General features: G+C 40.4%; 17 protein-coding genes. All 17 read right to left on the minus strand.

The genetic code is table 11. The features are described 5' to 3' along the window. Nucleotides 1–16: 16 nt before the first annotated feature. Complete coding sequence (locus M0R36_01040; protein ID MCK9554394.1) at nt 17–436, minus strand: hypothetical protein; 420 nt, start codon at nt 434–436, stop codon at nt 17–19. 31 nt (nt 437–467) lie between these two features. Next, on the minus strand, nt 468–1,382 hold the full coding sequence (locus tag M0R36_01045; protein MCK9554395.1) for a cation transporter: 915 nt from the start codon (nt 1,380–1,382) through the stop codon (nt 468–470). A gap of 158 nt (nt 1,383–1,540) precedes the next feature. After that, nucleotides 1,541–2,149, minus strand: a complete 609-nt coding sequence (locus M0R36_01050) for a hypothetical protein (GenBank protein MCK9554396.1) — start codon at nt 2,147–2,149, stop codon at nt 1,541–1,543. 90 nt (nt 2,150–2,239) lie between these two features. Continuing rightward, nucleotides 2,240–3,532 carry an MBL fold metallo-hydrolase gene (locus M0R36_01055; GenBank protein ID MCK9554397.1) on the minus strand — a complete coding sequence of 431 codons (1,293 nt, stop codon included), beginning with the start codon at nt 3,530–3,532 and terminating at the stop codon, nt 2,240–2,242. Beyond that, complete coding sequence (locus M0R36_01060) at nt 3,529–4,431, minus strand: hypothetical protein (GenBank protein MCK9554398.1); 903 nt, start codon at nt 4,429–4,431, stop codon at nt 3,529–3,531. The genes M0R36_01055 and M0R36_01060 overlap by 4 nt, the downstream gene beginning before the upstream one ends. Nucleotides 4,432–4,477: 46 nt before the next feature. After that, nucleotides 4,478–5,146, minus strand: a complete 669-nt coding sequence (locus tag M0R36_01065; GenBank protein MCK9554399.1) for a hypothetical protein — start codon at nt 5,144–5,146, stop codon at nt 4,478–4,480. Nucleotides 5,147–5,490: 344 nt separating this feature from the next. Beyond that, on the minus strand, nt 5,491–9,552 hold the full coding sequence (locus M0R36_01070) for an ATP-binding protein (GenBank protein MCK9554400.1): 4,062 nt from the start codon (nt 9,550–9,552) through the stop codon (nt 5,491–5,493). Next, nucleotides 9,553–10,752 carry an SIR2 family protein gene (locus tag M0R36_01075; GenBank protein MCK9554401.1) on the minus strand — a complete coding sequence of 400 codons (1,200 nt, stop codon included), beginning with the start codon at nt 10,750–10,752 and terminating at the stop codon, nt 9,553–9,555. 10 nt (nt 10,753–10,762) lie between these two features. Then, a complete protein-coding gene (locus M0R36_01080) occupies nt 10,763–12,244 on the minus strand; it encodes a type I restriction-modification system subunit M (GenBank protein ID MCK9554402.1) in 1,482 nt (493 codons plus the stop codon). Between the two features lies 1 nt (nt 12,245). Next, nucleotides 12,246–13,625, minus strand: coding sequence for a restriction endonuclease subunit S (locus M0R36_01085; protein MCK9554403.1), 1,380 nt, complete (start codon nt 13,623–13,625; stop codon nt 12,246–12,248). A gap of 2 nt (nt 13,626–13,627) precedes the next feature. After that, nucleotides 13,628–16,375, minus strand: coding sequence for a DEAD/DEAH box helicase family protein (locus M0R36_01090; protein ID MCK9554404.1), 2,748 nt, complete (start codon nt 16,373–16,375; stop codon nt 13,628–13,630). Nucleotides 16,376–16,377: 2 nt separating this feature from the next. Beyond that, nucleotides 16,378–17,061: a DNA repair protein RadC gene (gene radC / locus M0R36_01095; protein ID MCK9554405.1), complete on the minus strand. Its 684-nt coding sequence runs from the start codon at nt 17,059–17,061 to the stop codon at nt 16,378–16,380. Further along, nucleotides 17,048–17,953, minus strand: coding sequence for an Abi family protein (locus M0R36_01100; protein ID MCK9554406.1), 906 nt, complete (start codon nt 17,951–17,953; stop codon nt 17,048–17,050). The genes radC and M0R36_01100 overlap by 14 nt, the downstream gene beginning before the upstream one ends. A gap of 434 nt (nt 17,954–18,387) precedes the next feature. After that, nucleotides 18,388–19,407: a nucleotidyl transferase AbiEii/AbiGii toxin family protein gene (locus tag M0R36_01105; protein ID MCK9554407.1), complete on the minus strand. Its 1,020-nt coding sequence runs from the start codon at nt 19,405–19,407 to the stop codon at nt 18,388–18,390. Between the two features lie 5 nt (nt 19,408–19,412). Further along, complete coding sequence (locus tag M0R36_01110) at nt 19,413–20,060, minus strand: DUF6088 family protein (protein ID MCK9554408.1); 648 nt, start codon at nt 20,058–20,060, stop codon at nt 19,413–19,415. Nucleotides 20,061–20,250: 190 nt separating this feature from the next. Next, nucleotides 20,251–21,153: a bile acid:sodium symporter family protein gene (locus M0R36_01115; GenBank protein MCK9554409.1), complete on the minus strand. Its 903-nt coding sequence runs from the start codon at nt 21,151–21,153 to the stop codon at nt 20,251–20,253. Nucleotides 21,154–21,615: 462 nt separating this feature from the next. Next, the gene (locus M0R36_01120) at nt 21,616–22,305 is read right to left on the minus strand and encodes a transposase (protein ID MCK9554410.1); all 690 of its coding nucleotides are present in this window, start codon (nt 22,303–22,305) and stop codon (nt 21,616–21,618) included. Between the last annotated feature and the right edge of the window lie 53 nt (nt 22,306–22,358).

A 22,358-nucleotide genomic window follows, 5' to 3' on the forward strand; every position in this document is an offset into this window, starting at 1 on the left:
AGACCGGATTTTAAAGTCAATCCTGTCCCGCTACTCCTTCTAATTGTAAAAACGGGTATTTTGTATAAAGCTCGTCCAGCACTTCTTCAAGAGAGGCGCTTCCTTCTACCGCAAGCCGGACATACCATGAATTCATGTCATCCACTATAGCGCTCCATTTTTCCCAGCCTTTTTTATCCATATCAAAACACAGGTCGCGGATTCGCTCTGCCGGGTCCTGCGCTTCTATAAACCCCATGTTGGTCCTGAGCGCCAAGAGCATCCTCATATTATCCAGTTCCGTTTCAACCTTTATTAAAAAAAACTCCCTGGACGTGACAGGAGCCTGATTGCGCGGAGAAAAAGGCAACGGAAGCAGAAGCCATAACGCGACAACCAAACATCCCGCGATTACAGCGCCTATTGTTACAATGGTTTTCGATTTATTATTATTCATCCCGCCTCCTTTATTTTTATCTAATTTTCAATTAGCATAACTTTCTGTCATGCGCAAATGATACGCACAGCCGCAACGGCCTGTCGAACAGGCTGTGAAGCTTCTCTTCCACTTCCCTGCGTATGGCATCCATTTCGCCTATCGAGCATGAATTATTCGGGTCTTTGGCTATGAAACTGATTTCATAAACAAGCTCGCGCCCTGATTTGCCCAAACGTAAAACAATGTCTTCAAAACCCCTTTGTTCGGCAATATTTTTTACCGCTTCTTTTGAAGCGCTGTAGACGGTTTTCTCAGGCGCCATAATAAGAATTCCTTTTATTCCTTCGATAAATGAGAGTATGGGTTGCCTGACAAAGAATAGCACAGCAGCCATTACCATAAGCGGGTCTATGTACCGGGAGTAGTTGCTGTATTTGGAATATTGAAAAATAAGACCAATAAAAAAACCTATTAATACCGCAAGGCTCAAGAGAGTATCCATAAGCCACTGAGAGGACAGGGTTCTGATTAATTCTGATTTAGAGGAGTTTTTTCCTCCTGCATGAACGATATAATACCAGCTGATAAAACACCCTATTACTCCTATGGCGGCATATGCCATGCCGGATAAATTGTTTATTTCCTGGCCGCCTGAGAATAATGAAATAGCGCCGGCGCTAAAAGCCTTTATGCATATAATAATCAGGGCAATCGATTGCACTACTATTACCATAGGCTCCATTTGCGCCCTGCCGAACGGGAAGTTTTCATCCCTGCCCATCGCTATACTTCTGGCAGCATAAAAATAAAGGCCGGTCAATACAAGGCTGATAAAAGAATAAACACCGTCAAACATTATCATCTGGGACTTGGCCAATACGCCCCATGTCAGGGCCAATAAAGCGAAAAACAAAGCCCCGCAGGCAGAAAATGTCAAAATATTTTGCTCATGACGCGTATTCATCTGATTCTCCCTGCTCACGAAGTGAGCGCGCCCGTGGCACGTGGACAGTTAAAGAGTTCAATGGTTCAATAGTTTTAAATTTTACCAATTTGTTCTCCTCAGACTTAACCTTAGCCTCAGCCTATGAATTTTATATTTTATCACAGGATATCGAAAGGTTACAACGGAAAGGAGTTGCGGGAATTGTGAGGGACAGACACCTTTACGACAGCATCCTGCCCGCCGGTATTAAGTTTAAACATTTCGTCGTATAGTTGCTTTGCTTCTTCGAGCCATATATTATGAAGCTCATACCAATAATAATCGCGCGCATTATTATGATTAATAGCAAATGGTATGTGTTTGAAATCTATATAAAGAACATCTCTCATAGCTCTTAGTAAATATCCATACTTCTCCAGATTTTCCATAGGAAGAGACCTCAGCATACTGTTTATTGTTCGTCCTAATTTATCAACTTTGCCCAGGCTCTCTTCCCCGTTTTCAATACTGTACTCTTTATAAGTATCCGGGTCGGGCGGCATGACAATGGTGTTTAAAAATTTCTTATATAAGGTTTTTACATCGTCATCTGTCAGATAAACCTGAGAGAATTCTTTGATTTGCGACGGGTCAATCCATGTCATTAACTCATTATTCATTTCCTCTATTTCTAATTCGGCAAGAATTTCTACCATAGCATCAAAATTTGTTTTTTTATTTTGTTCCCCGGCATATGCAAAGATTGAAATACACAAAAAAACTATAAATATAACTATATTTTTCATAATCTACTTTAATATTATTATATACCTGCGACAGCGTCTTGTCGTTACTATAAAAAAATCAGTCTTTTAAACAGGGACTTATACCTATGTTCATAAATCCAGAACTTCCCCATCTTTTAAAATCTTAACATTTTCGAATAAATGCGGGTATTTTTGGGCTTTAAATGTATGAATTGGAATCAGTGTATGAGGATTTAATGCATTAGCGAAAGTTTGTAAATCCTCTAAAGTTGCGTGGCCGCTTGTATGTACCTGTTCTATTGTTAATTCCTTTTGGGCGCAATACTGCTTAAATTCATCGGTCAGGCATCCTTCCCACATTGAATATATTATTTTGGCTCCTTGAATACCGTCTATGTTTTTCACTATAAGCGGGAAAATAGAATTGTCGCGTGAGAGCATAAGTATTTTGTTTTTGTTTCGATTAATTTCAAATATATCAATTTTCTGTTTGTTATAAACATAGAGCAGATCTCTGTATCCGGCGTTAACCAGACAATCAGCGTGGTACTTTATAAATTTTATCCTGATATTTTTCCAGTCAAACTGGGGAATATGTTTTGAACTCTTTCTTAGTTTATCCAATACAAATGCAGTGTAAATATCGACAACAAAGGTTGTATTCGTTTTAAGGCAAGCCCTGTAAGCTGAAACAAGCCTGTCAATATTCTGAGATGAGGCAAAAAGAAAGGTTATGTTCTTATTTTCTTTCAGGGTCTCTTCAATCTTTCTTTCAATCTCGTTTTCATCTTTGTAAGCCTGGTTACCTCTACCAAGCATTGAACCTTCCATCAGGAGATAATCGATATCTTTTGGAGGATTTTCAATTATATTTTTAAATAAGGAGCTTTTTCTGCCGTGGCCTCTGAAATCACCTGAATAAAATAGCCTTTTACCTTCAGCTTCTATCAGAAATGCCAGCGTATCAAAAGCTGAGTGGTCAACAAGATACGCGGTTACAGAAAAGTCTCCTATCGTTGTCTTTTTGTTTTTCTTAATAATTCTGAAATTTATAGCTCCTATTTTATGCGGAATAAAAACATCAGAAGCTTCTATGAGCCGTTGGGCTCCTTCGCTAAGATAAACAGGTATTTCGGGATGAACATAATTAAGAAGACCATAATGGTCAAGGTGAGAATGAGAAATTAAAATTGCATCAATTTCTTTTTCTTCATTTTTATAAAGTCCTTTTATATCCGGCAGGATTTTTAAGCTTTTAAGTTCCTCTATTGATTTCCCATCTAATATCTTAGCGTCAAACGGGTCTTTCCCCTTATCAACCAGCGGCATGCCGAAATCAATCAGGATTTTGGAATTAGCTGTGCTTAACTCTACACAGCTACCGCCTATTTCTTGAGTTCCGCGCTGGATTGTTAGTTTCATTGTTCAAATGGGTTTCCTGATGTTGTTTCTGACCATTTCTCCGGTAAAGCAACCACCTCAAACTCACCTCTTTTTCCATTGGCATGCCCTGTTACGACAGCAACCAATCTTGGATTCGTCAACTTATTATATTTGAATTCAGGTAAATAAAACTTCTCCTGCATCTTAATTACATTGCCACGGCTTATATCTCCATCTGATAATTTTCCCTTATACCATTCGCAATATTTTTTTAATTCAACTAAAGCCATTTTAAGATCATTGTCCTTTTTTAACTCAATTATTACTGGTATTCCTAAATGCTTCGACTTATCAAAACCAAATAAATCAATATGGTCAGAGCGTCTCCGAGGACTTTTGCTTTTACTATCTTTCTTTGGCTTCCGTATCACAGGTACCTGTGATACAACATTAGATAAATTTTCATCTATTTTCAGCGTTTTTCTTGCTGCCTCACCCCCTTTGGTATCAGCTAAAATCAAGGTTTCCAACCAATGTTCAGGGGAAAAGCCAGGGATAAGACGGTTTCTTTTTTTCTCACTGATAAATTTTCTACATTCGATAAATTCTTTTATTTTAGGCATTAAACTCTTAAGAATATCATCATCAATATCAATCTTTATGGGGGACTTCAAACGCCTAATTTTACCATTAACATCTTTATAAAGCGTTCTCTTAAGCGATCCATTCTTTGAGACTTGCAATATTTCTAAACCACAATAACGTAAACTAATGTAGTTTCCATTAAAACGAGGAATAACTATCAATGTTTTATGATCTACATATTCACTAAAAAAATTCTCAATCTTTTCTATTTTATCTTTTTTTACTTTCCAACCTTTTTTTCTACACTCAGGACTTAAAATTGTCTTAATCGCATAATAATTACACAGACCCATAATGCCTTCTCCACTTTAAATAGGGACAGGTATCATATTTCCCCGTTTAATTATGTGTCTGTCCCTGTTTGTTACAAACTTCGTTGGCGATCTTTTTCCATGATTCTAAAGCAATTTTTTTCTTATTGCAACCCGGTGGTGATACGGAATATGCACTCATAAATGAAGAAGAAGGGCGATATCTTATAAGTCTATTAGTTGCTTTAGTCCCCAATGTCGCAATAACTGCTTTTGGAAATAGATCAAGCTCTTTAAGAAGATAATTTTCACAGCAGAACCTTTCTATGCTAGCACTAATATTTGCGCATTCAGTTTCTGCTGAACATAATACTGACTCAGTAATTAATGTTTTCCTTAACTTTTCTTCAAATGTGATTTCTGGCCAACATAAATCGAGAATACATCTTATATTTCTATGAAAAATATCTTCTCCGTTTTTAAAACTATAATAATTATCAGACAAAACGTTTTTCATTAAGTCCCTAGGGGTTTTTGAGTAATAGGATTGATTTATATACGGATTACCAGGTTCAGCAACAATAAGAACAAGTTTAACTTCACTAACTTTTCCGACAGCACCACATACTCCCTGAGGAAGATATCCTTTAGAAGGATCCCATCTCATTTTTTTGCAGGCTTTTTTAAACCCACTACATTTATTATAGCAAGGTTTTAGAATATCTAAAATTGGCTTACAGGGTAAAATCGTCTGCATTAATATTGTGGATCCTATGGTTTAAATTAGCAAAAAGATAAACAAAAACCCAATATTCTTTTCTTCTTGTAACTAAAACCCTCTGCAGAGTGTATCCGCAAAGGGTAAAATTTATAAATGTCCGGCTTTAATAGCGGAACAAACTTTCTGTATTTCTATCTTACATCTATGCTTATAAAACTCAAGGGTTTATTTTCATAATATCATCTGCCTGCGACAGCATCTTGTCGTTACTATAAAAAATCAGTCTTTTAAATAGGGACAGACACCTTTTTTCGCCGTTTTAATGGTGTCTGTCCCTGTTTATTCTACGTACTTCATTTACTCCAGCCTCGGTTACTTTCTTATCGCCAAACCTCATCAAGCCTGATTGCCAATTGAATAGCCTCTGGCCAACCGGCTTTAACAAAGAGATTTAGGATATTCATTAAAGATAGAATTGTCTTTTTATCACGCAGTATTTCTTTGAAATCAGCTAAACAGATTTCGACCAAGGAAACAACCTCTCCGATTGCCAAAGAATCGAGCTGATATCCATAGCTTTCCGAAGCCTTACACAAGTTTTCTGCAATACTTATTACTCCCGCTGGATCATACTTTATAATAACGTTACACAATTGCATTAGATGATGAGTTGTGCTTGGGTGAAGAAAAGCATCTTTGCTTGACCCGACATCGATTATTTGGTTAAGCAAGGGCTTTATCTCAAAATAATACTGCTTTATGTTCTCTTCGAGAATACTCGATTTCTTACCATCCCTAGTAGCGCTAAAATACAACCATCTTGCTATGATATCTATTATGTCGTAAAGCTCTTTTGTGAGTGTTTTTCGCTCCTCAGGCCAATCATCTTTTTTATATCTTTTATTCAGACTGCGGAAGCCTTTTTCCGCACTACTTAAAAGTCGGGACAAAAGTTGTCTTGTTTTCTTTCTAATGGAATTTACTTTGACCTTTTGATGTTCTTTTCCATCGAGCCCCATAGTTAAATAATTTATGGCTGAAATGGCTACCTGTTGCAGTTCATCAAAATATTTTAATGGATTGTTTTCATAAACCTTAATTTTCGCAGTCGCTCTTTTGTTACTAAAGAATATCTCGAGCTCAGTTATTGTGGATACACACGGGTCATTATGAACACCTGACTTTTTCCGTTCCTTCAAAGACTTTCTTTTGCATATAATGTCAAATAAATCTAAAACGGTATCTGTGTTGATTTTTACAAGGGCGCTCATCGATGTCGCAAGAGCCGCTAATACGCCATTGGTTTTTTCGCTTCGCGCAGTCCGAAATGCAATCTTCCACATATCCTTTGCCGCAACTTTATAAAGAAAATACAAGCGTATAATTACGTTGTACCTAACAGCTGGTACCGAATCAGTGGATAATGCCTCAATTAATCTCAAATTATCAGGGGTTATTGTCTTTTTTCTCCTTACTAAATTCATTATTCCTTCTGCGGCCTCAATACGCGGAGCCGGTCCCCAACCCGGGCTATCAAAAGTATCGTGATATTTCTTCTCATATACAGGAAAACGATCATGAGCTGCCAAAATAAACACCTCTTCGCAGGCCTTAAAGACTTCACTTTCAATGGATAAATCATTATTCCTTGCAATTCTGACACATGCCGAGGCAAGATCGGTTAATACGTCTTGTTTAACGAGCTCATCATAAACAATATCGGTTTTCTCTATTTCTTTCTTCAGCTTCTGTATGCTCGGAAACAAAGAGTTAATTTCTTCAAGAGACGGCGCCCCATTAAGAAACTTCTCCTGAAATGATTTCACCGGAGTTACAAGCTCCAATATTGTTTTGCTAGTCTCTGCCTCTAAATTGGCACCCTTTTCTTTCAACCAATCAATATTTGTATATGGCTTACTATGAAACCCCATATCCTTCATATAAGGTTCATTGGGTAAAATCTTCTGAGATTTCTCAGCGTCACATAAAATTTTCTTTGCGGTATCGGATAGACTATCTTTTGGAATACAAGCTAATAACGTATTGCGAAATTCAATTAATCGCTCTTTCTTTTTCTCATCTGTTTCTTGATCAGGCATGATAGCTAACAGCTTTTCTATGTCTCCTTGATCTGATTTTTTTAGAAATACAAATCCAGCCTTCAATACTTCACCGGCTTCATATGCTGTATCCGTACTCGTTAGGATGGGAATCGACTTTAAGAGCGGCGCAAGCAAAGGAGCAAAAATGACAGGGCTCTTTAAAGAAAGCCGAAGCAGTCGCTTCCAAACAACAGCAACTTCATTTGATTGTGCAATCTCAAGCAATAAAGATTCAATGGTTTTTAGGCTATCCGCGTCGTTTTTAGTGGCCAACTCTTCCAAATAACCAGTAAAATCACCGAGCATCTTCAAATGCTCTTTCCTGTACTCACGGTCAGCCCAAATCGAGCTCCCATCTTCTAAAAATTTCGTTTTGATATCAAAGAAATTGAATTGCTGAACAGGGCGATTCTTTCTCCAGCTTGAGATCTCTTTTCTTTTTACAATTAGATTGACAGATTTCACCATAGCTCTAGTGGCATAAGTCGGGCACTGTTTAAGGAAAGCGGGAAATTTTTGGTCAAGGATGTAATAACACCCCTCGTAATCCTGTCTCCTGTTACTCGTCAATGACAAAACACCGCCTCGCATTGCTGTCATCTCTTGCGACTTCTCCTCATACCCGTAGACAGTCCTATAGACATCAACAACAAAATTAGGATCATGCGGCCATATGGCATCTATTTCATCGCAGAGCCTGTATACTTCATTAATTATGAATGCTTTCGATCCAACGCGTTTTAATACTTTGCGCAATATTTTCCTTGATTCTCCAGAATTGGTCCCAAATGTTTTGCATACTAAAGGAACACCCCATACTGCAATCATATGATTTAATGAATTTACTTGGTTAGTTTTAAGCGCTTTAGGCGGTTGCCATGCCCAACTTACGATCGCCCTCGCCGTGATCCCTATTTTCTCCTGCTGGGGAGTGCTCCATTTGTCTAATAAATCAACAACAGGCTTTAACGTGCGAATAAACTCATCAATGAAACTCACGTCTAATTTATCTCTCAATGAATACATTATTTCGATCCACAATTCCCCAGAGGCAATATCTTTATTAGATTTTAATGCTTTTAGAACCCTAAACATGCTGTTGATAATCCCTAAACATTTGACACGAGCAACACCGGTGGCCTTGTCTAATCTACTTTGGATCGGAACAAACTCTGAAAGATCAGTAATTTCTTTAACAAGAGTAATTACAGGCAAAATGTTGAGATACTCGTTGCTCCCGGAAAATTGGAAATGCCAAAAAATCCTCCAAAAGATAACGCGATCGCTAAACCAAAGACGGGAAAAATAGTACTCAATGCTTGGCCGTAGGAAAATAGGTCGACTTGGATCCTTCTCAAGAAAATTTAATGCGGAATTAGCGTCTTCCTGAATTATCAGGCGTGAAACGACATAATCAAATATCATGTTATGCTCAAAGGCTATTCGCTCTTCACTTGACGAAACCGGGACTAGCATCTGATCGCTTAGTAATCCTTTGAGCACGTCGTTTTTATTTCTGCTAAATACATCTTTTTTCCATACAGACAATGAGCTATCCCTGACCATTGTCTGTGCCGTTTTTCTTAGAATGTTTTCGCGATCAAAGGAATCCGCTTTATTTACAACTCTAAATTCCCAATAAAGACCGAGAAGTTGAACGACAGTTTGCATGTCAGATATTTTCTTAGCATCTACTCCGCCGTTAAGCAAAGTGTCTAGTAGCCAAAGATTAAAAGGCACGAAAAAGAGTTTCTTTAACTTGTCATTTGCTTTCTCGTATATGTCTTTTAGCCCCACATTCTCTTTCAAGAAGCCCACGACATCGGTTTCCGAAAGTGGCGGAATAAAGAAATGCCTGTAGTTGACGTTATCAATAACATATTCATTGGCTGGTTCTGGACTTCTTACAGGAAACAAATTTAAGAGTTCTATCGAATGCTTAGCGTCATATGTACGAATACTCGCAACAATCGACCAATTGGGACATCTTTTCTGAACTAATTCGATAAACTGCTTATAAATGTTTTGCTTCGTGGGACCCCTTGCCGCGTCTAAAGCATCGATAAATAAAATACTGCGCTTACCCCCGCTTGCATAATTCAATACATCTTGGATTGAATTATCTAATCCAAGGGCTTTCTTAAAATCCGCAACACTTTTTACATCAATTGCATCTACCTGAATAAAGAAATGCGGAATGTCGCCGGATGCGATTTTCTCAAGCGCTTGTTTAAGAAGCCATGACTTTCCAATACCTGGATCCCCAATAACCAAGCTCGAACCGTTCATTATGGTTTCGATAAATGCCGTTAACAATTGTTCTCTTTTAATGGTTTTCATCTATTGTTTCGCCACGTCTGTAATTTCCTTTAATCTCGCGGCATCCTTTTTTAATGATGTAGTTCTTTTATTGTTTATTTTCTGCTTTGCGTTTTTATCACTAAATAGAAAAGCTAATTTCTCAATAATTGCTTCTTGTTCTACCCATTCTTTGCTTTGCGCTTGAAGCAGAATGTCCCAAACCACATTAAAGCTGTTTCCGCATACTTTGATTAAAAAATCCTTTATTGCGCTTACGCTTTTTTCCAAACATACGGCTTCAGAATTAAAATTTGTAACAACTCCATCCTGAAGCAATTGCTTTAAAATTTCTGACCCGTTAGGCTTAATCCCTGATATTTTATTTCTTTCAATTATTTTCGGTTGCCTCGAGAAGAAAATTGGTTGTATGCCGTATTTCCCATTAAGATATGCGCGATGCGACTGCCTTGTTTTAATGTCGTTTTTCTCATCAAGGAGAACGTAATGCCTATATTGCCCTCTCCCCAAATCCCACCTAGACTTTCTAAATACTGACAAAAGATCCAAATCTTCCAAGGCGAAACCAATAAAACACATCCGGAAAGAAGATATGATACTCCACAAAATTTTATTGAATGTTTCTTGCTCGAAGTACATCTTCATGTAATCTCTTTCAGTTAAAATGATCGAATCAGGCCTGTCAAACCTCCCATGAAGATGTAAAACATATTTTGCTAATTGGTGTCCGTCCTCATGTATGCCTTGGAAAAATTCGTTTAAACGTTCTTTATCATTCCAACAAAAATCGCTTAGCGGGAAATTCGACCCCTTGGAGGCGATTTCCAATAATGTGTCATAATTAGTAGTAAGATAGTGCCTAAAAGGTATATTAACCAAATTGTGATGAAAGGAACTGTTCATAATTCGAGGGGGTTGAAATATGTCTTTTATTAATTCGTGGAACTTGTCATCGCCTATTGTTGTGACTAATTTTTCTGCATACCATAATTTGTCCTTCGTACATTTCTCACTATATTTGTAAATTTCTATATCAGCTTTATTTAAAACCTTATCTTCAATCTTGCATAACAATTCATCCCAGCCAGGATAAAATAACTTCGATGAGCAACCAGACCCAATAAAAGCAAAAACATTCCCTTTAGAGATATCTTTGCCAAGCATATCTAATGCTATTTCATTATTCTTTTTTTCTATCGAATCGAGATCGTTATCAGACATCTCTTGATTTTCACCTATTGTTCAATTTTTCAATAATTCCCTTAAAACTCTCCAGCCCTGCCTCGATGTTTTCAATAATCTCAGCCGCCAGAACGTCCGGATCAGGAAGGCTATCGAGATCGGTCAAGCTTTTGTCCTTGAGCCAGAATATGTCAAGGCTGGTTTTATCCCGGGCGATGATTTCGTCATAGTTAAACTTGCGCCAACGGCCATCGGGATTCTTATCGGACCACGTTTCCTTGCGCTTATGGCGATTGACCGGGTTATAACATTCAATAAACTCTTTCAAATCCTCAAACTTGAGCGGATCCTTCTTCAAAGTGAAGTGCATATTCGTCCGGAAATCATAAATCCAGACTTCTTTTGTTTGGGCATTCTTGCTGGCCGGACGGTTATCAAAAAAGATGACGTTTGCCTTCACACCCGGCTTGTAGAATATGCCGGTCGGTAGCCTCAAAATAGTATGCAGATCTGTGGTCTCCAAGAGTTTCTTACGAACAGTCTCCCCGGCACCACCTTCAAAGAGAACGTTATCCGGTACAACAACCGCGGCTTTTCCATCTACTTTCAGCATCGTATGAATGTGCTGAACAAAATTGAGCTGTTTGTTTGAGGTGGTCGCCCAAAAATCCTGCCGATTATAAACAAGGTCCTCGCCTTCTTCTTCGCCTTCCTCATTGGTAAATGTCATACTACTTTTCTTGCCAAACGGAGGATTGGTCAGAACATAATCAAAACGCAAACCATTATCGGCAATCAACGAATCAGCTCGCTCGACCGGCGGCAGATTATCCAAGTCGCCGATGTTATGCAAAAAGAGGTTCATCAAGCAAAGACGCGCTGTGCTCTGCACGATCTCCCAGCCCTTAAAGGTTTTATATTTTAAGAATTGGAGCTGGTCTTTATTGAGCTGATAGTTGTCCTTATTTGTGATGAAATCATAAACCGCAAGGAAGAAACCACCCGTTCCGCACGCCGGATCGGCAATCGTCTTTTCCGGTTCCGGACGCATACACTCCACAAGTGCCCGAATCAGCGCGCGAGGTGTGAAATACTGCCCGGCGCCGCTTTTTGTGTCCTCGGCGTTCTTCTCAAGTAGACCTTCATAAATGTCGCCTTTAACATCCGTTCCCAATTTAACCCAAGACTCCTGATCAATCATCTGGACGAGGCGATAAAGCTTGGCGGGATCGGAAATCTTATTCTGTGACTTAAAGAATATTTTGCCAAGCATCCCACTTTTCTGGCCGAATTCACGCAAAAGTGTGACGTAGTGCGTTTCTAATTCCGCGCCGCGCTTGCTGACAATCGTTTCCCAGCAATATTCTTTCGGGATGCCAAGCTTGCGATTATACGGAGGTTTTGAATACTCGTCAGCCATCTTGAGAAATAGAAGATACGTCAACTGCTCAAGATAATCGCCGTAACTTACGCCGTCATCTTTAAGCACGTTGCAAAACGACCATACTTTGGAAACCAATGCTTCAGTCATGCTATTTTTTTCCTTTCGGCTTATCCTGCAAAGCCTCTTTTTCGGCTTTAATTTTTTTGAGTAATGACTCGGCCGAATTCTCGCCGGATATCAAATCTTTATGTTTCTTACGCCACTGTTCGGTAAGTTTTCCCTCAAAAGCCTGCTTGAGAATGCTTTGACGAAGGGATTCTGCCTTCAATAGTTCTTCTTCAATGCAAATATTCATATTGTCACAAACCGATAAGCGATTATCGATTTCTTGAACAATTAGTTTCTGGATTTTTAAAGAAGGAATACGAATAGTAATGGGAAAAAGATCTTTTTGGTAAAGTGCGCAAACATTTGTTGTTGCCTTCTTCCCTCTTACCATCTTGCTTTTGATAGTTGGGCTTATTAGCTGATAACAGACAAAATATGGATCAATATTTTCCTTAAAGCGCATCCTCAATATATTGTTATTAAAAATACGTAAAACAGAATCGTCCTTAACAATTCCCGTTTTACCAACGAGCTCGTAACTATTCCTTGTATTGAGAAGCACATCTCCTTTTTGTAAGGCATACTTTTTAATTTTATCTTCTTCAGCTTGCACAAAAACTGCTTTTGCCATATCTACCTTACCGTCCAAATCAATACAATCCATTTTTACATACGGAATACCAAGACCCTTATCGTTTTGCTCTTTTAACGAGCGTACAAGGCCAATAAGGGAATTTTCTATAATGTCTCCGACTTCGTATTCATGCCAGTTTCCTGCATCATCTACAAGCCTTCCTTCAAACGCATGCTTCAAAACCGCCTGACGATAGACCTTCAACTGCTCTTGTGCTTTTTTAAGATTTTCGATGGCGTTGTCGAGATCAGAAAATAATTCTTCGACAATCTCAATAATGCGATCTTGTTCTGGCTGAGGCGTAAAGGGGAACGACATATTCCTCGCCTGACCAGAAGTCAAATGAACCCCTTTAACGTGCGACTGAATTTCTTTATAGCCTGCATGGGACAAGAAATAATAAAAACAATACTTTGCGCTTAGATATCCTGTTTTTGGGCTTATTCCTAACAGCTCTCCACAAAAGAAGATTTTTCGATAATTTCTAGGCAGTTTATTGACGAAACAAATCTTTCTTCCAATATGCTCTGATGAATGAGCTGATGCCGTAATCAAAACATCATGAAGCTTTAATTCGCGTAGACCAACGACTGATCTTTCACCAACAAAGCCGTCTTTATCTGTTGTCCAGTCAATGCCGGTATAATCGACGTCACGAAACTTAACGACCTTATAATCGCCTATGCTTAAATAATCTGACTTCTTCGGAGTTTTACCAAGGTCGACATCCGCGATATCGGATATATTTACTTTTAACCATTCATTTGGGATTTTAAATTCAGCCATTGTTATGCCACCAGCACTTCGTTCAATTCATTGATCAGCCTTTCGGTGCCATCACCAAACAGTTCATGGAATTTACCCAGCCCGCCGCGCTCGCCAAAAGGCGCAAGGTCAAAATCATCGTACTCGATATGAAATGACGTTGCTATGTGATCACGAATCATATAAAGCCACTCCATCTGCTCCTGATTGAAATGTTTATGCCCGGACTGCGCGCGCACAACCCAGTCGCGAAAATTCCTGCGCGCGATCGTGTCATAATCCGTCAATCCTTTATCTATCCCGACAATTCGCCGGATAAGTCCGACAAGCGCGGTCAACTCACTCTTTGGGCTACCCGCGTTACTTTTTTCAAAATGAGCATAAGCTTCCCATACCCTAAGGGGTGCAAGAGCTGGTTTCTTTTCGCGGAGTATGTCTATGACCTCCTTGATCATGCGATAGGTAATTTCACGCCTGCGGTACGGCTGGTTGTAAAAAATAGAAAGAGCCTTGATCTCATCTTTATTGGCTTCAATAAACTCCTTGAAGTCTTTGACTATTGCCTCAGCCTGCTCAACCGCCTGCTTGTCCCATCCTGCGAAAGTCACCCGGTCAATGTTGACCGTATCAATGATCTGTTCAAGTGCCCTGCGAACTGTTTCAATATACTCGTTTAAAGGCCCGTTAAAGACATGGCTTGCCTGCTTTGCCAAATCTTCCTGCGCACGTTTCAGTTTCTCGTCTTGAGGAACGTCTGCATCCGGAAACAGTTGCTTTGCCTTTTCCTCTATCAGGTCAGGATTGTGCGCGTCCAGAAGGCCGGTTACAATTGCTCCCAGCGGCATACCTCCGGACAATTCCTTGATCTTCTGGCGTTCTTTATCCTTAATTTGCCGATCCATGCGCGTCAAACGATTTGCCAAAGACAGAAAAGTATCCTCATCCTTCGCCCCCATCAAGACGGCATTCAACAAGTCTTTAAGTGGCACAGAGCTTTTGCGTTCCAGCGGACGGCTGTCGGTTTTAACTGACTTTGCAACCCCGACAGCATCGACAATGACAAAGTGGTCTTTTTCGTATTTCGCCGATGGTGTGACTTTCTTTAAATCATCGAGACCCAGAGTCCTTGTGCCGCGGCCTTTCATCTGTTCAAAATAATTGGCCGAGCGCACATCGCGCATAAAAAGCAGACACTCCAAGGGCTTCACGTCTGTGCCGGTGGCGATCATATCGACTGTCACGGCAATGCGCGGATTGTATGAGTTTCTAAACTGCGCAAGTAAAGTGTCCCCGTCCTCCTCTGCTTTATAAGTGATCTTCTTGCAGAAATCATTTCCTTCAGCAAATTCCTCACGCACAATCTCGATGATGTCATCGGCATGGCTGTCTGTTTTGGCAAAGATTAAAGTCTTGGGCACTTCCTTGCGACCGGGGAATATTTCCGGAAGTTTATTCTTGAAAGCTTTAATGACATTACGAATCTGACTGGGGTTAACAACATCCCGATCTAATTGCTGACCGCCATATTTGACTTCTTCATCCAGTTGTTCCCAGCGTTTCTTACGCGTTAAACGCTCCCGCACATCGACATATTCCTTGGCGGAAATTTGCGACCCCTGTTTTGTGATTTCTGTCTCGATAGTAAAGACGTCATAAGGCACATTAACAAGATCCGCGACCGCCTGCTCATGTGAATATTCACTGACGATATTTTCTTTGAAAAATCCGAATGTCCGCTTATCGGGGGTGGCCGTCAGCCCGATCAGGAATGCGTCAAAATAATCAAGCACCTGTTGCCAAAGGTTATAAATTGACCGGTGGCATTCATCAATGACAATGAAATCAAAAAACTCGAGAGGAATCTTCTCGTTGTAAACCACAGGCATAGGTGCTTTAGGTTGCCACACTTCGTTCGGATTGGTCTCCTCCGCCGCTTCATCGAGCTCTTCACCTTTGAGGATAGAATAAAGCCTCTGAATCGTGCTGATACAGACTTGCGCGTCTTTTGAAACATAGCTCGACTTGAGCCGCTGGACATTATAAAGCTCGGTGAATTTACGGTTATCATCTGCTGGTGTATAGGCCATCAGCTCCTGCTCGGCCTGTTTCCCGAGATTTCTCGTATCAACAAGGAAAAGCACTCTCTTGGCTTTGGCGAATTTAAGCAAGCGGTAAATAAAAGTAATGGCTGTATATGTTTTGCCGCTTCCGGTGGCCATTTGAATAAGCGCCCGGGGATAGTTTTCTTTGAACGATTTCTCAAGATTCTTAATGGCGTTAATCTGGCAATCTCTTAATCCTTTTTCATCAAGGACGGGAATATCATGCAACCTTGCCCTAAGATTCTGCGCAATGGACATCCACTCTTTAAATGTTTCCGGCCTTTGAAAAGAAAAGGTTTGGCGCGCGCGAGGCTTGGGATCATTAAAGTCGGTAAAGCGGGTTATCTCGCCTGTGCTTTCGTAAACATATTTAAGCGGCTCATTGTTGACATACTTAAGCTGTGCCAGCGCATACGCCTCTGCCTGTGCCTCATGGACAGTCAAACGGTGTCCTTCTTCCTCACGCTTGGCCTCTATGACGCCGACCGGCTTGCGCTCTACAAAAAGGACATAATCAACCGGCCCGATATCAGTGGGATATTCCCGAACAGCAATGCCGAGACCGACGTTGAAATTCAATGCCTTACGGTCTTGAACCTTCCACCCGGATTGAACCAGCATGGCATCGATTTTGTCGCGCGCTATTTGTTCAGGATTTTGATTTGGCATAATTACTCCACTAACCCTTCGTCTGCGAAACTGTAATATTGGTTATCTCCGACAATGACATGATCAAGGATCTTGATTTGCATCAATTTCCCCGCATCGCTCAATTCTTTAGTGAATTTCTTGTCCTGCGTGCTTGGCGTTATATTTGCGCTGGGATGGTTATGAACGCAAACAATCGACTTGGCGAATTTCTGCAATGCGGAGTGGATGATTTCACGAACAATCGGAAACGCCTGATCAACGGTGCCGACCGAAGCGTCTAAAATATCGATAATGCGGTTGTTGCTGTCAAGATAGACAACCTTAAACACCTCTGTCTTAAGATCGCGAAGCTGAGGCATGACGATATCCACGACATCCTTGGCAGAGGCGATCTTCTGCTTCCCGGTGGACACATCGTCCTGTCGATAGCGCCGCCCGATTTCAAGCGCGGCTTGAATATGGGCGATCTTGGCCCCGCCTAAGCCCTTGAACTCTTTCCAGTCCCGGGCGTCGGTGTGAGCCATATTGCGGAATGTGCTGAATTTCTTTAAGATTTTACGGGCGAGGTCAATGGCGCTGGTGCCCTGCGTGCCGGTGCGAAGAAGAATGGCCAGAAGCTCCGAATTACTCAAAGCCCCCGCACCCTTCTTGAGGAGTTTCTCTCTCGGCCTGTCATCCTCCGGCCATGATTTAATCCCTTTCATTTTCTGCCTTCCACAATGGTGAATCTTTCCAATCGCCTAAAAACCCCATCACCTCATAAAACTTGGGTATCTCAATAGGGTTATTTAACAGCTCATTTAACTCAGCTTGCCAATCTGATCTAATATCTTTCCCAATAGGCAATTTGCTCATGAGATTATTTATCGCGAAAATAACCGATCCTATACGTTTTGCATTTACCGCACTCCAGTCGCCTTTTTTAGGGACTTCCATGGCAATTGATAATTGTCTGTTCCAGATCCTGCTATGATGAGCACAAATATTGCGGGTATAAGTGAAAGTGTGTAGCCATGAAGAAAGCACGGAAGAATGATACCCTATGCTTTTTGATATGGCTATCTGATCGGGGCGAAGCAAGTTGTGATAAAGTTGAGACAATGCACCGAAAGACATAACTTCAACTGCCATCCAAATGGGTATTCGAGGAAAACCTTCGTATTTATTTTTGTAGTGTTCAACAAATGTTTCTTTTGACCTGTTAGTTTCTTCATGAATTTTTACAAGCCATTCCGTATGTTTTTTCTTATTAAAAAACTTTTTATCGTCTTCGTGAACAAACGCACCATATTTATTCGCAAGATAATATGAAATAGCGGTACGCACGGATATCTCTACAACCTCAAGCGCTTCATCGATCAAAAACCGGAGCCGTCTATCAAATTCATATAATTTTTGTATTTTTTCAAACGTTACGTCAGGATGGAATTCATGGCGCTTAATTTCAAAAGGCAGGCAATAAGCACTTAAGCGGTAATAATTAACTTGGCTTAAAAATTGTTCGGCTTTTTCGTGATCAGAAACTATGAGACCACGACTGATAAGCAAATCGATTTGTTTATCGCAGGGAAGCGGGGGTTTATTATATTTTTCCATAACACCCCCATATAAAAGAAAAAACCCGCCCAAAATGCGCATTAGCCCAAAGACTAAGAGGCGTGGCGGGTATGTTAATCGTAATATACCCAATCTTTTTAAGAAATGCAAGTTCTTTTTTTTGTTTATTTTTCATTATTTGCACATCCTAATGTTTTCCTTTTGTGGTCATTTCTTCTTTCCAATTTTAACAAGCATATCTATATATTTTTCTAAACAAACATATTTTTGTTATTTTATCATTATTCCACGACAACATTATGTCGCTGGAATAAAATATTTTATTAGTTTTTCCCCTCACACTTATTGCACAACTCCGGATCCTTTGTTGATGGTTTCACACCAAAAAGCTTTGAGGCAATAAGACGGTATAACAACCCTTCCAATGGCACCTTACATTTTTTGCACTTCTTCACTTGTTTCCCCCGTTAGAGCTAAGTCTTGTTAATCTCATCTTCCACTATTCTTAGTTTCTCCAAAATGCTATCAAATGACGGCGGCTCCTCAAAAAACATTTCCTGCATTTGCTTATAATCTGTTTTTAACTGACTTACCTGGTCTTCCCGAGGCAATAGCTTCAGCCCGCCGGGCTTGGCTTCTTCATAATGTGCCCAGTTAGCTTTAAAGAATAACGACTTATGTTCGGATACATCTTTCAGTAACGCTATTTTCCCTAAAGACTTCTTGTATATCGGTGTATTCACCATAACGAATAAATCATAATAATGCCGTGACATTTTAGGCGGCACATTTTTAGCTTCCGGGTAATTATGAATCATATGTAAAATTGTCGCTTTCTCCCAAAAAGTTCGTTCCGCAGCTAATACACGTACCGGGGCGCCCTCAATACTAACGTCACCTGAAACATCAGCAACGTATGGGGTAACGGTCATATTCTCGACCGGCCAGTGATCAGCTCTCGAACCGAACTCGATTTTAACAGCGGATTTTACGTAGCTTTCCATACTATTTGTCAAGGCGTGCGGGAAGACAAACAAAACCGTTTGCTTTAATGCGTCATTAGGATCAAGCTCAATCTTCCATTCTTTTTTATCAGGAAGGACAGATCCTATTTTTTCTTTCAACTCGGGAATAATGGTGTCGCTAATCTTTGCCTGGCAAGCTAATTGCAACCTTTCAAGCCTTCGCTGGTTCTCTTTATTGCTTTCGTTTTTATTCGGCTCTATGGATACTTTATCTGACAAAAAAGTCCTTTCAATGGAAACATCAACATCCTCAGAAAACCGCTTAATAACGTTATAGCATTTTGAAAGAGATGTTCCCCCTTTAAAAGTCAAATGGTTTCCTGTACCAGGTAATGAAAAAAGGATTTTAAGTATCCAGCATACCCAGAAATCCTTTTCAATCAACTGCGGCATTACATTCAAATCGGCCGCAGCTACCTCGAAATAAGCCCGTTTATCTTTATCACTTAGCTGTATAAATTTATCCATACCCCTCATTCTTGTATTTGTCTGAAGATATTTCCTATCCATGCCGGCGCATAGCGTACGTCATTCATAAGAGTGCTTTTATCTTTATCGGACAAGTGTCTTTTAAGTTTCATAATGACGGCTGAATCTATGTTTCCCTGCTTTAAATAACGCAGAGCCTGAATAACCAAGCCGCTAATACGATTTGCCGTTGCCATATTTTTGGGAGTTGTTCTTTTTAAAATAATTGTCCGTTTACCTACTTGTACTTTTCGATTGGGGCCGTCAGTCAGGAAAACGATCTTTGCCGGAACCTGCTCTGTTAAACCTAAGAGGTTCGCGGCATACGCGCCGGAAGGTTGAATTTTCAAATTATCTCGTCCCTCTAATGCTTGCGCAATACGATTATAATTAGGCGGAAGATTACCCAATGTTGGATGTTTCTCAGGATAGTCATAGAGACCACGCGCCAAACGACGAATATTACCTGAATTTGCTAAGCGCTCCAAAGTTTTATCTACCGTTTTGGGATGGCCTAAATCAAGAAAATTGCTTTTTGTAAAAACCCAACCCCTCTTCTTGCCATATATCCTACTAACTATCTTATTATAAATATATTGTGACATATTTACTCCATCTATCTTGTCGCAAATAATATATACTTTTTGCGACAAAAGTCAAGCAATTTTCAAGACATTCAATAGGAACAAGCACCAAGCAAAATACTAATTTAGCACTTTTTAGTACTAATTAGTATTTAATTAGATCTAAGCACGTCCCTTTCCCCCATTAGAGCTAAAATCCCGGTAGAAATATCAGAAACTGCCTGCGTTTCATTTTTAACGGGATAAAAAGCTTTTTAGCCTATTTTTCAGATATCGCTTTCCTATCCCCTCTCCCCCAAAACTCAGCCATAATCGCAGCGGTGAAGATGCAGGTGAAGACAAAGCAGGCGGCGGGGATTGCAACGCGTTCGTTGAAATGTTTCAATGCCAGCACTGTGCCGAGGCCGGCGTTTTGCATCCCTATTTCTATCGCGAGCGTCCGGCGGCGTGGTATGTTCATTTTAAAAAGTTTTGCAAGTCCGTAGCCGGAAGACATTCCCCAGACATTTAAAATCACAACCGCAAAAATTACCATCATTGTCAGCATCGCGAGGAATTCTTTATTTAAGGCAATCACAAGGGAGCAGATAAATATTATAAACGTGACGGATATCGCCGGGAATACCGGCTCTATTTTCTCTATTGCCTTAGTAAATTTATATTTTATAAATAACCCCAGTAAAAGAGGAAGGATAACCATCTTCATAATACTCCAGAACATCGCAAGAAAATCCACTCTCAGTATCGAGTTGGCAAGAAAATATGTCAGAAGCGGCGTCATTATAGGCGTGAGAAGCGTTGAAACTGTTGTCAGGCTCACGGAATAGGCAACATCGGCCTTGGCGACATAGCTCATCACATTGCTTGCCATAGCGCCGGGAGCCGCGCCCGTAAGAATAAGCCCCAGGGCTATCTCGGGCGGAAGGTTTAAGAGTTTCGCAACGGCAAACGCCCCCAAGGGCATAAGGGTAAACTGCATAACGGAGCCGATGGCCACTATCCAAGGTTGTTTCGCTATTTTTTTGAAATCTTCTATGTTAAGAACACACCCTATCCCAAACATAGTTAGCGCAAAGAAAAGGTCCATTCCCCCTTTCATCGCCACAAACGGCGCCGGATAGAAATAAGCAATGAGCCCGCAAATCCCAACCCAGACTGCCATATATTTAGTATAAATTTTTAAAACCTTAAGCATAAAAATTTAAGAAATCCTTACCTAAAATGGGTACAGACACCTTTTCTACGAGAAAGGAGTCAGTCCCCCATTTTATACAAACCCTAAATCCAAAATCCTAAACACTTGCCCGCCTCTGGCGGGAATCCTAAGCACTAAATCCAAAATTCTAAATAATATTAAAATCCTAATTTCAAAATCCCTGCCTACCGGCAGGCGAAACAAAAACATTTTATTTAATTAGGGACAGACACCTATTTAAATAGGGACTGACACCGCTTTTTTCTAAATCCTAAACTCTAAACCCTAAATCCGAAATACTTGCCCGCCTCGGGCGGGAATACTAAGCAAAAAAACGAAAGACGTGAGACGTGGGACGCCTTTGGAACGAAGGACGAGGGATGAAGGACGCGCAAATGTAAGACGAAGGACGTAGGACGCAAGAATAAATCAAGCATTTACGTTCTCCCGGTTTTCCTTTCGCCGTCCGCGCGGCTTCACCGTCAGGGGCCTGTTAAGCTTGACTTCAAGCATCTTGACAAAATCCACACCTGCCAGCGGCCTACCCCTGCGCGTCTGTTCTTTTATCTGCAAAACATCTTTTGATTTATCAGGATGGGAAAGAAAATCCTGCCACATCTTATGATCCAGTCCGATATATTGAAACAACTGATTAACGTTCAGAGAGTCATTAAGTTCCAAACCGCAATGCGCCCGGGCGCTTGACCACTCCCAACCGCACGCATCCTTAACAATCTTTGCCCGCACAGGATTCCTCTCTATGTAACGGGAACACACTATTGTGTAAACTTCGTCCATAACACACGAATGGAACCGGCTCTGGAACAGGTGTCCGCCCTGCCCCATCCTGGAATTATAATGCCGGGAATATTTCATATTCAGATATTTGAAAACGTTGCCCATAGAATCTTCACGTTCAGGGACAACTATGAAATGGACATGGTTTGTCATCAAACAGTAGGAAAGGATTTTTAAGCCGTACCGTTCACTTTCTTCCGCCAGCATGGAAAGATATTTTCTTCTGTCATGGTCATCGGTAAATATATTCTGCTGATAGTTGCCACGCTGTGTTACGTGGTGAGGATGGTCTAAGGCTACTACTCTGGCTATTCTTGGCATGGAGATATTTTAAGAAAATAGCATATTCAAGTCAAATTAAATAGGTGTCTGTC

This window comes from bacterium (genome assembly GCA_023228325.1).
GTDB lineage: Bacteria > Auribacterota > UBA6266 > UBA6266 > UBA6266 > UBA6266.

Coding starts and splice junctions, on each gene's coding strand:
- M0R36_01040 (MCK9554394.1), bottom strand. CDS start 436: ATGAATAATAATAAATCGAAAACCATTGTAACAATAGGCGCTGTAATC.
- M0R36_01045 (MCK9554395.1), bottom strand. CDS start 1,382: ATGAATACGCGTCATGAGCAAAATATTTTGACATTTTCTGCCTGCGGG.
- M0R36_01050 (MCK9554396.1), bottom strand. CDS start 2,149: ATGAAAAATATAGTTATATTTATAGTTTTTTTGTGTATTTCAATCTTT.
- M0R36_01055 (MCK9554397.1), bottom strand. CDS start 3,532: ATGAAACTAACAATCCAGCGCGGAACTCAAGAAATAGGCGGTAGCTGT.
- M0R36_01060 (MCK9554398.1), bottom strand. CDS start 4,431: ATGGGTCTGTGTAATTATTATGCGATTAAGACAATTTTAAGTCCTGAG.
- M0R36_01065 (MCK9554399.1), bottom strand. CDS start 5,146: ATGCAGACGATTTTACCCTGTAAGCCAATTTTAGATATTCTAAAACCT.
- M0R36_01070 (MCK9554400.1), bottom strand. CDS start 9,552: ATGAAAACCATTAAAAGAGAACAATTGTTAACGGCATTTATCGAAACC.
- M0R36_01075 (MCK9554401.1), bottom strand. CDS start 10,752: ATGTCTGATAACGATCTCGATTCGATAGAAAAAAAGAATAATGAAATA.
- M0R36_01080 (MCK9554402.1), bottom strand. CDS start 12,244: ATGACTGAAGCATTGGTTTCCAAAGTATGGTCGTTTTGCAACGTGCTT.
- M0R36_01085 (MCK9554403.1), bottom strand. CDS start 13,625: ATGGCTGAATTTAAAATCCCAAATGAATGGTTAAAAGTAAATATATCC.
- M0R36_01090 (MCK9554404.1), bottom strand. CDS start 16,375: ATGCCAAATCAAAATCCTGAACAAATAGCGCGCGACAAAATCGATGCC.
- radC (MCK9554405.1), bottom strand. CDS start 17,061: ATGAAAGGGATTAAATCATGGCCGGAGGATGACAGGCCGAGAGAGAAA.
- M0R36_01100 (MCK9554406.1), bottom strand. CDS start 17,953: ATGGAAAAATATAATAAACCCCCGCTTCCCTGCGATAAACAAATCGAT.
- M0R36_01105 (MCK9554407.1), bottom strand. CDS start 19,407: ATGGATAAATTTATACAGCTAAGTGATAAAGATAAACGGGCTTATTTC.
- M0R36_01115 (MCK9554409.1), bottom strand. CDS start 21,153: ATGGCAGTCTGGGTTGGGATTTGCGGGCTCATTGCTTATTTCTATCCG.
- M0R36_01120 (MCK9554410.1), bottom strand. CDS start 22,305: ATGCCAAGAATAGCCAGAGTAGTAGCCTTAGACCATCCTCACCACGTA.